Source organism: Actinomyces polynesiensis, assembly GCF_000820725.1.
GTDB lineage: Bacteria > Actinomycetota > Actinomycetes > Actinomycetales > Actinomycetaceae > Pauljensenia > Pauljensenia polynesiensis.
Genome location: NZ_CCXH01000234.1, coordinates 1 through 9,670, shown reverse-complemented (window position 1 = coordinate 9,670; position 9,670 = coordinate 1). Strand labels below are relative to the sequence as shown.

Annotated in this window: 9 protein-coding genes; 4 read left to right on the top strand and 5 right to left on the bottom strand. The window is 70.5% G+C overall.

Annotated features, from left to right (window positions below; genetic code table 11):
* Window positions 1–292 precede the first annotated feature (292 nt).
* Together TA90_RS09995 and TA90_RS13325 are read left to right on the top strand one after the other, a co-directional pair.
* Complete coding sequence (locus TA90_RS09995; RefSeq protein WP_043536107.1) at window positions 293–1,087, top strand: hypothetical protein; 795 nt, start codon at window positions 293–295, stop codon at window positions 1,085–1,087.
* An 11-nt stretch (window positions 1,088–1,098) separates the two neighbouring features.
* Entirely contained in the window at window positions 1,099–1,785 is a 687-nt protein-coding gene (locus TA90_RS13325; protein WP_052450748.1) for a hypothetical protein, read from the top strand.
* Window positions 1,786–1,952: 167 nt separating this feature from the next.
* On the opposite strand, the gene metG is transcribed toward TA90_RS13325, so the two are convergent.
* The 3 genes from metG to rsmI form a co-directional block, all read right to left on the bottom strand.
* The gene (gene metG, locus TA90_RS09985) at window positions 1,953–3,758 is read right to left on the bottom strand and encodes a methionine--tRNA ligase (RefSeq protein WP_043536105.1); all 1,806 of its coding nucleotides are present in this window, start codon (window positions 3,756–3,758) and stop codon (window positions 1,953–1,955) included.
* A 242-nt stretch (window positions 3,759–4,000) separates the two neighbouring features.
* Window positions 4,001–4,582: an isochorismatase family protein gene (locus tag TA90_RS09980; RefSeq protein ID WP_043536103.1), complete on the bottom strand. Its 582-nt coding sequence runs from the start codon at window positions 4,580–4,582 to the stop codon at window positions 4,001–4,003.
* 169 nt (window positions 4,583–4,751) lie between these two features.
* Window positions 4,752–5,612, bottom strand: coding sequence for a 16S rRNA (cytidine(1402)-2'-O)-methyltransferase (gene rsmI / locus TA90_RS09975; RefSeq protein ID WP_043536102.1), 861 nt, complete (start codon window positions 5,610–5,612; stop codon window positions 4,752–4,754).
* A gap of 599 nt (window positions 5,613–6,211) precedes the next feature.
* Here rsmI and TA90_RS14660 point away from each other — a divergent pair.
* Together TA90_RS14660 and TA90_RS09970 are read left to right on the top strand one after the other, a co-directional pair.
* Window positions 6,212–6,424 carry a hypothetical protein gene (locus tag TA90_RS14660; RefSeq protein WP_147513456.1) on the top strand — a complete coding sequence of 71 codons (213 nt, stop codon included), beginning with the start codon at window positions 6,212–6,214 and terminating at the stop codon, window positions 6,422–6,424.
* Window positions 6,425–6,435: 11 nt separating this feature from the next.
* Window positions 6,436–7,728, top strand: a complete 1,293-nt coding sequence (locus tag TA90_RS09970) for a dolichyl-phosphate-mannose--protein mannosyltransferase (RefSeq protein ID WP_052450746.1) — start codon at window positions 6,436–6,438, stop codon at window positions 7,726–7,728.
* A 104-nt stretch (window positions 7,729–7,832) separates the two neighbouring features.
* On the opposite strand, the gene TA90_RS09965 is transcribed toward TA90_RS09970, so the two are convergent.
* Together TA90_RS09965 and TA90_RS09960 are read right to left on the bottom strand one after the other, a co-directional pair.
* Window positions 7,833–8,039 (bottom strand): antitoxin, encoded by a 207-nt coding sequence (locus TA90_RS09965; protein ID WP_043536100.1) that lies wholly within the window; start codon window positions 8,037–8,039, stop codon window positions 7,833–7,835.
* Window positions 8,040–8,298: 259 nt separating this feature from the next.
* Window positions 8,299–9,449, bottom strand: a protein-coding gene (locus TA90_RS09960) for an IS3 family transposase (protein WP_147513455.1) whose coding sequence is annotated in 2 segments (ribosomal slippage) — window positions 8,299–9,179 and window positions 9,179–9,449 — 1,152 coding nt in all. Because the reading frame shifts where the segments join, the coding sequence is not laid out codon by codon here.
* Window positions 9,450–9,670 lie beyond the last annotated feature (221 nt).

Genomic DNA, 9,670 nt, shown 5'->3' with positions numbered 1-9,670 from the left:
CCCGGCCGGCACCTCGACCGGCACCTCCACAGGCACGCAACGGCGGCAGGACCCCGCTCAGGCCGCTCCCGTCCCCCCGGCAGGGTCGACCACCCAGCCCCGCTCGTCCGGGACCCCCGGTCACCACGGCGCTGCGTGGCAGGACGCAGCACCTGCCGCCTCCGTGCCGCGCGGTGATGCGTGGGCAGCCGGGAGCGGACCCTCCGCAACCAGCTCCCCCCAGGGCGCACCCGGTGCGCCGGGGCGGACCTGGACACCACCCCCGCCCTCGCCGGCACCCAGGGGGCTCGGTGTGGGGACGAACCTCGCCGTCCTCGGGGTGATCATCCTCCTCGTGGCAGCCTCCCTCTTCTTCACCTTCGTGGGGACGGTGTCCGAGCTGACCGAGTTCGGGGCGATCGCCATCGGGTGCGGTACCGGGCTCATCGTCGTCGGCGTGGTGATGGCGGTCGCCGCGATCCGGGACCGCGGGGCGGGCTGGATGATCGCCCTGTCCCTGGTGGGCGTGCTCATCGCCCTGCCCCTCATGGCGATCGTCCCCTGGGGACGGGCCACCCAGGCCACACAGGTCCCCGAGGCCCCTCAGATCGCCTCGTCCGCGGAGTACGACTGGAATGCCTCGACGATCTCGGGGATCGGCGACGTCGACCTCGACCTCAGGGATGCCCCGGTCACGACGGACAAGACGATCACGGTGGAGGGGTCGATGGGCAACCTCGTCGTCCACGTCCGCCAGGGCCAGTCCGTCGCCTTCCACATCGACGGCTCCACCGGCTCCCTGCGCGGCGAGTACTACGAGGATCCCGTTGGGACCTCCTCCACCGACCCGTGGGTGCCCGAGGTCGGCTACATCGCGGACTCCCTCTCCTTCCGCTCCGACGGGTGGGACCCCGGGGCCGGGATCACGGTGGCCATCTCCGGGTCACTGGGGGACATCACCATCGTCGAGGACGCCCCCTCCAGCGTCGCTCCCTCCGAGGGGGACGCCGAGTCGGGCTCCGCGCAGTCCGGAGCGGACACGACACCCGCACCCACCACGTCCACGCCCAGTCCGTCCGGGTCCGCCACCGGCGACTCCACCGACTGAAGGAGGCCATCATGACCACAGCAGACAACGCGCCCGGGACCACGCCGGGGACATCACCGGAGCCCGCCGAGGGACCCGCTCCCGCGGCACCCGCCGAGGAGGGCGCCCCCACCGAGCAGCTCGAGACCGCGCAGCAGGACACCGTGCAGTTGGACACCGTCCAGTTGGGCGTCGCAGGATTCGACGCCGCACAGATCGGCACCGAGCACGCGAAGCGCACCGAGGCACTGCCGACAGAGGCCCCCACCACCGAGCTCGGGGCCACCGGCGCAACGACGGAACTCCCGGTCGGGGAGGGTGCCGCCGGCGCCGGGGAGACGCGCGCCCTGCCGACCGAGGGCGGCGCCGGCGCTGGTGAGACGCGCGCCCTGCCGACCGAGGGCGGCGCCACGGACTGGCGATCTGCGGAGTACTCCGACAACGGCTCGGCCGCGGGAGTCCCACCGGTCTGGACCGCCGCGTCCACGGCCGTCGGAGGCACACCAGTCGACGGACGCCCGGTGGAGGCACCACCGCGGGGTGTGCGGGTGGGCCAGCTGATCTGGGCGGGCATCGTGATCCTGCTGGGGATCTTCCTCATCGGGCTCGCACTGCTCCCGAACCTCGACGTGACCACGGCCCTCATCGGCCTGGTGGCGCTGCTCGGGGTTGGACTGATCATCGCCGCCTGGGCCACCTCGCGACGGTCCAGGGGCTGACCGGGGTCGCGACCGGGACCCCGGCAGCAGACCTGCCCGGGAGTGCACTGTGGGGGCGGACCGGATGGTCCGCCCCCACAGTCGCCCTCGTCGATGCGCGGCGCACGGCCCCCGGAGGCCGGGTGGCCCGACCCCGCGGGCGACAGCACCCTCAGGCCCCGGCGCCCTCAGGCCCCGGCGCGCCCCAGCTCCTCCTCGACGATCGCGTCGTCGAGCTTGTGGAAGACCGGGTGGGGCTGGTGGACATCACGCCCGACCAGCACCGGGTGGCGCCCCCAGGTCGGGTAGCCCACGTAGTCGCCGGTGATGATCGGGTAGTTCCTCGGGGAGCCGTCCTCATTGGTGACGTCCAGGTCCGTGACCTCCTCGATGCGCGGCATCGGGGCGACCTCACCGGTCCCACCCAGCACCAGGTCGACCTCGTTGGCCGAGTGCGGCAGGAACGGGGAGAGCATCGTGTTGAGGTCGGTGACCACCTGCGCCAGGGTCCACAGGATCGTGCCCAGGCGGTCACGCTGCTCGGGAGCCTTGAGCTTGAAGGGCTCGGTGTCGGTGACGTACTTGTTGGCCTCACCCACCAGGCGCATGGCCGCGGCCAGCGCCGCCTTCTGGTGGTGGGTGCGGATCAGCCCACCGACCTCGTCGAACCCGGCCTCCACGTCGTCGAGGAGCTGGCGGTCCACGTCCTCCAGGTCCTTCGGGTCAGGAATGTGCCCGAAGCGCTTGTGGATCATGGAGGCCGTGCGGTTCACCAGGTTCCCCCACCCGGCCACGAGCTCGGTGTTGGTGCGGCGCAGGAACTCCGCCCAGGTGAAGTCCGCGTCCGAGGTCTCCGGGCCGGCCGCGGAGATGAAGTAGCGCAGCGCGTCGGCCTGGTAGCGGCTGAGCATGTCACGCACGTAGATGACGATGCCGCGCGAGGAGGCGAATTTCCTGCCCTCCATGGTGAGGAACTCAGAGGAGACGACCTCGGTGGGCAGGTTGAGGTGCCCGTACTCCCCGGGCTCGCCGCCCTTGTCGCCCTCCCCGTTGTAGCCCAGCAGTTCCGCGGGCCAGATCTGGGAGTGGAAGACGATGTTGTCCTTGCCCATGAAGTAGTAGGACAGGGCCTCCGGGTCGTTCCACCACTTGCGCCACGCCTCCGGGTCACCGGTGCGCCGCGCCCACTCGATGGAGGCGGAGAGGTAGCCGACCACCGCGTCGAACCACACGTAGAGGCGCTTGCTGGGCTGGTCCTCCCAGCCGGGGACCGGGATGCCCCAGTCGATGTCGCGGGTCATGGCGCGGGGACGGATGTCCTCGAGGAAGTTCTGGGAGAACTTGATGACGTTGGGACGCCACGTGCCCGACTTCTCCCGGTCGTCCAGCCACTTCGACAGGGCGCCCGCGAGCGCGGGCAGGTCCAGGAAGTAGTGGTCGGTCTCCACGAACTCGGGGGTCTCCCCGTTGATCTTGGAGCGAGGGTTGATGAGGTCGGTGGGGTCGAGCTGGTTGCCGCAGTTGTCGCACTGGTCGCCACGGGCACCCTCGTAGCCGCAGATGGGGCACGTGCCCTCGATGTAGCGGTCGGGGAGCGTGCGCCCGGTGGAGGGGGAGATGGCGCCGCGCGTCGTCCGCACCACCATGTAACCGTTGTCGCGCACGACCTCGAACATCGACTGGACCACGTGGTAGTGGTTGCCGGTGGTGGTGCGGGTGAAGAGGTCGTAGGACAGGCCCAGCGCCTGGAGGTCCTCGACGATGAGGCGGTTGTTGCGGTCGGCGAGCTGACGGGGGGAGACACCCTCCGCGTCGGCCGCCACGAGGATCGGGGTCCCGTGCTCGTCGGTGCCGGAGACCATGAGGACGTCGTGGCCCGCCATTCGCATGTAGCGGGAGAAGACATCGGAGGGGACCCCGAAACCTGCGACGTGACCGATGTGGCGGGGGCCGTTGGCGTAGGGCCAGGCGACGGCGGAGAGGATGCGACTCATGGTCTCCAGAGTAGACGGGTCGACCCGGGGGACGTGAACCGCTCCCCCCGTCCGGGCCATGCGGTCGGGCACGTCCACAGCCCGGGAGCACCGTACGGACGCGGGTGGGCCGTGCGGGCGTGCGTGGGCTCCGACGGGGGCGGCCGGTCCGGACGTGGGTGGGTGCCGACAGGGGCGGCGCCGGTCAGTCCGGGTCGACGAGGGCGGCGCCGGTCAGTCCGGGTCGACGAGGGCGGCGCCGGTCAGTCCGGGTCGACGACGCCGGAGTCGACGAGTTCGACCCCTGCCCCACCCATCCGCACCCGGGCAGCGGCCCCGAGCTCCTCCGTGACCGGCTCGGTGAGGTCGGTGAGCACGCGCGTGGTGAATCCGGCCGCGACGGCGTCCAGGGCGGTCTGGGCGACGCAGTGGGACTCCGCCAGCCCCACGACATCGACGTCGGTGATGCCTGCTGCCTCCAGGGCGCGCTGCAGCGTGGACCCGTCTGCCGTGGTCCCCTCGAACCCGGAGTAGGCGGCAGCGTACTGCCCCTTCTTGACGGTGACATCGGCGTCGAGGGCGGCCAGGGCGGGGTGGAGTTCCGCCTCGGGGGTGCCGGCGACCCCGTGGGGTGGCCAGGTGTCGACGAAGTCCGGGGTGTCGGAGAAGTGGGAGCCCGGGTCGATGTGCCAGTCCTGGGTGGTGGCGACGAGGTCGTAGGCGCCACGGTGCGTGGCCGCGAAGGCGGCGATGCGTTCCGCCACCGCATTCCCCCCCTCCACGGGCAGGGAACCGCCCTCGCAGAAGGTGGGCTGGACGTCGACGACGATGAGTGCGCGGGACATGATTCCTCCTCGGGGCAGGTGCCATCCGTCCCCCACACTAGCCACCGCTGGGCGACGCGCCCATGCCGGGTCCGTCCGGCGGGTCCGACAGGCGGTCCCGTTCACCACTCGGGACCCGACCCGTCGGTCCGAGGTGTCCGGTCCCCCACCCGGAGTCCGGTCGGATCGTTCAGTCCGTGTCCCGGCGGCGCAGGGCCGCGCGGTAGAGGTCGTTCTTGCGCAGACCCGTGGCCTCAGCGACCTGGGAGGCCGCCTCCTTCAGGCGCATCCCCTCCTCGGCGAGGGACAGGACCGCGAGCACGTGGTCCTCCGCGCGCCCGGACTCCCTCGCACCCGCCACGACAATGGTGATCTCGCCGAGCACCTCACCCACGGTCCGGGCGATGAGGGTGTTCAGGTCACCACGGAGGACCTCCTCGTGGACCTTCGTCAGCTCCCGACACACGACTGCCTGGCGGGTTCCCCCGAAGGCGGCTGCCATCCGCACCAGGGTCGCGTTGAGGCGTTTCGCCGACTCGAAGAAGATCAGTGTGTGCGGGTCGTCGGCCATCGACTCCAACGCGCGCGTGGCCTCGCCCTCCTTGCGGGGGAGGAACCCCTCGAAGGCGAAGCGGTCGGAGGGCAGACCGGACACGGCCAGGGCGGTCACGGGGGCGGAGGGGCCGGGGAGGGCGGAGACGGGAACGCCACGTTCCACGGCGCGACGCACGACGCGGTAACCCGGGTCCGAGACGGTCGGCATCCCCGCGTCCGAGACCAGCAGCACCCTCGCTCCGTCCTCGGCCAGGTCGACCACCGTGTCGGCCCGCTCACGCTCGTTGTGGTCGTGGAGGCTGGTGAGCTTGCCGTTGATGCGGACGTCCAGTCGGGAGGCGAGGGCGAGGAGACGGCGCGTGTCCTCGGCTGCCACCACCTCGGCCTCGGAGAGGGCACGCACGAAGCGGGGAGAGGCGTCGGAGACGTCCCCGATGGGTGTGGCCGCCAGGAGGATCGACCCCGGGCGCTGCACGGGCTGGTCGTCGGGCATCATGACCCCATCCTCCCATCCCGGGGACCGACGGTGCGATGTGCCGGCGTGAGGGCCGAGGTGGCGGAGAGCCCGGGGCCGCAGGGGGCGGTGGTTCCCGGGCCCCAGCGGGGCCACCGGCACCACGGACGGCCCCACGGACCGCGGGGGCATGCCCGGGAGCACAGCCTAGACTCGCGGACGTGGACGAACACCGCGAGGCCGACCCATCCCTCCCGCCTGAGGGTGAACACCCTGCACCGGACCGCCCGGCCCGTCACGACGGGGACGATCCTGCTGCTCCGGGATCCGGGGCGCCCGAGCCTGCGGCACAGGTGCGGCTCCCGGCACTCGGAGTGCCGGTCGAGCTCTCGAGCGGGTCAGGCCCGACCCCCGGGGACCCACTCGTGACGGCCTCCGAGGCACCTGCGGACCGGACGGCACCGGACAGCGCCGTGGTCGTGGGGTGCGACGACACCGACACCGCCGGCACGTCCCCGGTCCCAGGATCCCGATCCGCCGGACCACGCCATGCGGAGGTCCGGGCGGGGTGGGATGCATGGTGGGGCCGTCTTCCCACCTCCCCGGCCTCAGCCTGGGTCGCCACGGGCATCGCCACGGTCGTGGCCGCCGTCCTCCGACTGGTCGGGCTGGACCGGATCCCCACCCTCATCTTCGACGAGACCTACTACGTGAAGGACGCCTACTCCCTGGCCCACCTCGGCTACGAGGGCACATGGGAGGGCGGCTCGGACCTTGCGTTCGCCCACGGTGACTTCTCCGCCCTGACGCTGAAGGGATCCTTCATCGTCCACCCCCGACCGGGAAATGGCTGATCGCGGCGGGCATGCAGGTCTTCGGACCGGACAACCCGGTCGGGTGGAGGATCTCGGCCGTGGTCGCAGGGACCGTCGGGGTGTTCCTCCTGTGCCGTCTCGCATGGAACCTGTTCCGATCCCCTGCGGTCACACTGGTCGCGGGCCTCTTCCTGGCCACCGACGGGATGCACCTGGTGATGTCGCGGACCAGCCTGCTCGACATCTTCCTGTCGACCTTCGTCCTCGCCGCCTTCCTCGCCGTCGTGAAGGACCAGCAACAGGCCCACCCCAGGCTCGTCAGCGGGCTACGGGCCTGGAGAGGGCCCGAGGAACCCGATCCCGGTGGTCTCGGACCCCATTCCGGTTCACGGTGGTGGCTCCTCGTCGCGGGGGTCCTGCTCGGCCTCGCATGCTCGGTCAAGTGGTCCGGCATCTACGCCCTCGCGGTCCTCGGCCTGTTCGTGGCACTGCGCGAATGGACCACCCGGCGCCGCCTCGGCCATCCCCGTGCCCTGCGTGCCGCACTCGCCCTGGACGTGCCGATGGACTTCCTCGCGCTGGTCCCCACCGCGATCGTGGTCTACATCCTGTCCTGGACCGGGTGGATGGTGCACCCCCGCGCCTGGGGTCACGGCGTCTCAGCCGCCTCGGGAGGTCCGTCCAGCGGTCTCCTCGCGGTGATGTCGGACCTGTGGGCCTACCACCGACAGATGTGGACCTTCCACAACGGGCTGACGACCCCTCACAACTACCAGTCCCACCCTGCCGGCTGGCTCCTCCAACTGCGCCCCACCTCCTTCGCCTACGAGAAGATCTCGGGTGGCTGCGCCGGGGGCAACTGCGTGCGCAATGTCGTGGCGCTGGGCAATCCCGCCCTCTGGTGGCTGGCCGTGCCCGCCCTCGTCGTGGCCCTGTGGGCCGTGTTCCGGTGCCGCAACTGGCGCGTCGGGCTCATCCTGTGCGGCTACCTCGCCATGTACGTGCCCTGGTTCGCCTACTCCCACCGCACGATCTTCACCTTCTACACCGTCGCCTTCGTCCCCTTCGTCGCGCTCGTGCTCGCGTGGGCACTCGGCCTGGCGACCGGGCAGTGCCGGCTCAGGGACGACCCCGATGAGGAGCCCCGTCCCGGGGGGATCGGTGGAGCGGATCCGGGATGGCTGGAACTCCCGCGTCCCGTCAGGTCTGCCCTTGCGCTCTCAGCTCCTGCTGTCGTCGTCGTGGTACTGCTGACCTCCGCCTACTTCTACACCGTCTGGACGGGCGTGCTCATCCCCTACCAGGAGTGGCTCTCACGGATGTGGTTGCACAGCTGGATCTGACCCCTCCGGCCGGACGTGCAGCGCGCACAGACGGATGGTGGCGGGACCCCGGGGGGTCCCGCCACCATCTCTCAGTAGGGATGTGCTGCGGTCAGGGCACGGATCTACTCGGAACCGAGCTTCTTGTCGGCAGCCGACCTGGCAGCGTCGATCTTGTCGTCGAACTTTCCCCCGGTGGCCTTCTTCACGGCACCGGAGACGGCATCAAGAGCGCTGTCCGTCTTCGCCTCGTCCTTCAGCGTCGATCCCACGAGGTCCTCAGCCTTGTGCTTGAGCCCCTCCGCGGTCGTCTTCAACTCATCGAGACCCATGCGCGCCTCCTCTGCCTCGGAAACAGTGCACCCACTGTACGACAGGAGCGCGCCCACCGGAAGGGAACGCCTCATCCCCTGTGGAAGTCCCACCTGTGGGAGGGGTGAACCGGCCTCGTCGCCGGCCCGGCCTGTCTTCGCCATGCCGAAGTTCCTTCCGGGGCCGGCTCCTGCGAGTTCCGGGTCGAGTCGGGGCCGGTCCCCGTGCGCGGGCGACTGAGGGGCTGTCGGGTGTCCCGGAGGTGATGGGCCGCCCCCTTCATTCGGTCCGGTCGCTGTGCGAGTCGTCGGTCTCCAGTTGATGGGTGCATTGCCGAGCGTAGTCGACCGGTGCGAGGTATCCGAGCGATGAGTGCCGGCGGTCATGGTTGTACTCGGTCTTCCAGTCGCCGATCACGACCTGGGCGTGCAGCAGCGAGTAGAAGCTGTTGATGTTCAGGCACTCGTCACGGAGCCTGCTGTTGAACGACTCGACGTACCCGTTGTGCCAGGGCGAGCCGGGCGGAATGTAGAACAGGCCGGTGCGGGTGCCGGCCCAGTCGGCCATCGCGTCGCTGATGAACTCCGGGCCGTTGTCTGATCTGAGCACCGCGGGTGCGCCGCGGACGGCGACGAGGTCCTCGAGGTGGGCAGTGAGTCGGTCTGCGGTGATCGACCGCTCGACAAGCCCTCCGATGCACTCACGGGTGTGCTCGTCGACGATGGAGCAGATCTTGATCGGGCGGCCCTGCTCGTCGGCATCGAACTGGAAGTCCACCGCCCACACGAGATTCGGTGCGACCGCTGCCGGGACGTCGACGGTCGAGGATCCGACGCGTTTGCGCCGCCGCCGCTGGGGGACACGGAGGCCTTCCTCGCGCCAGAGCCGCTGGATCTTCTTGTGGTTCACGGCCCACCCCTCGCCGCGAGCGTCGTGGTAGGCCCTGCGATATCCCCACCGCGGATGCTTCTTCGCGTACGCGCGCAGCCAGTCCCGCAACGCCCTGTCCGGGTCGGCGGTCGTGTCGCCCTTGAGCGGGCGACGGTACGCGGACCTGCTCAGCCCGGCCAGACGGCACGCCATCCGCTCGCTCACCTGCAGTGTCCTGATCAGGTGAGCGACGGCGGCGCGGCGCCTGCCCGGGCCTAGAAGTTTCCCTCAGCCAACTCCTTCAGCGCGGCCTTCTCCAGCTCCGCTTCGGCCAGCAGCCGCTTCAGAGTGGCGTTCTGCTTCTCGAGCTCCTTGAGACGCTTCGCGTCGTCGGCCTTCAGGCCGCCGTACTGGTTCCGCCACCGGTAGTACGTCTGCTCGGACACGCCGAGCTCCCGACACACCGCGGCGACGTCCGCGCCGTCGGCGAGCATCCTGTCGGCCTGCCCGAGCTTGCGGACGACCTGCTCCGGGGTGTGACGCTTCCTGCTGTTCGTCATGATCTGACCAGTCTCCCTGCCCGAACCCTCGGGCGACAGGACGACTCACACAACGACTGGACCTACAAAACGGGGTCAGTCCAGTGATGTACACACCTAGACCGACCGGTCTCGCAGACGGACGCGCGAGAGCTGCTCCGCGCCCGGCCACCGGCGTGTGTTCGCGGCCCTGTCGCACGACATGCTCCCCTCCCCGGGAGCCGCACGTTCCCACCACAGTG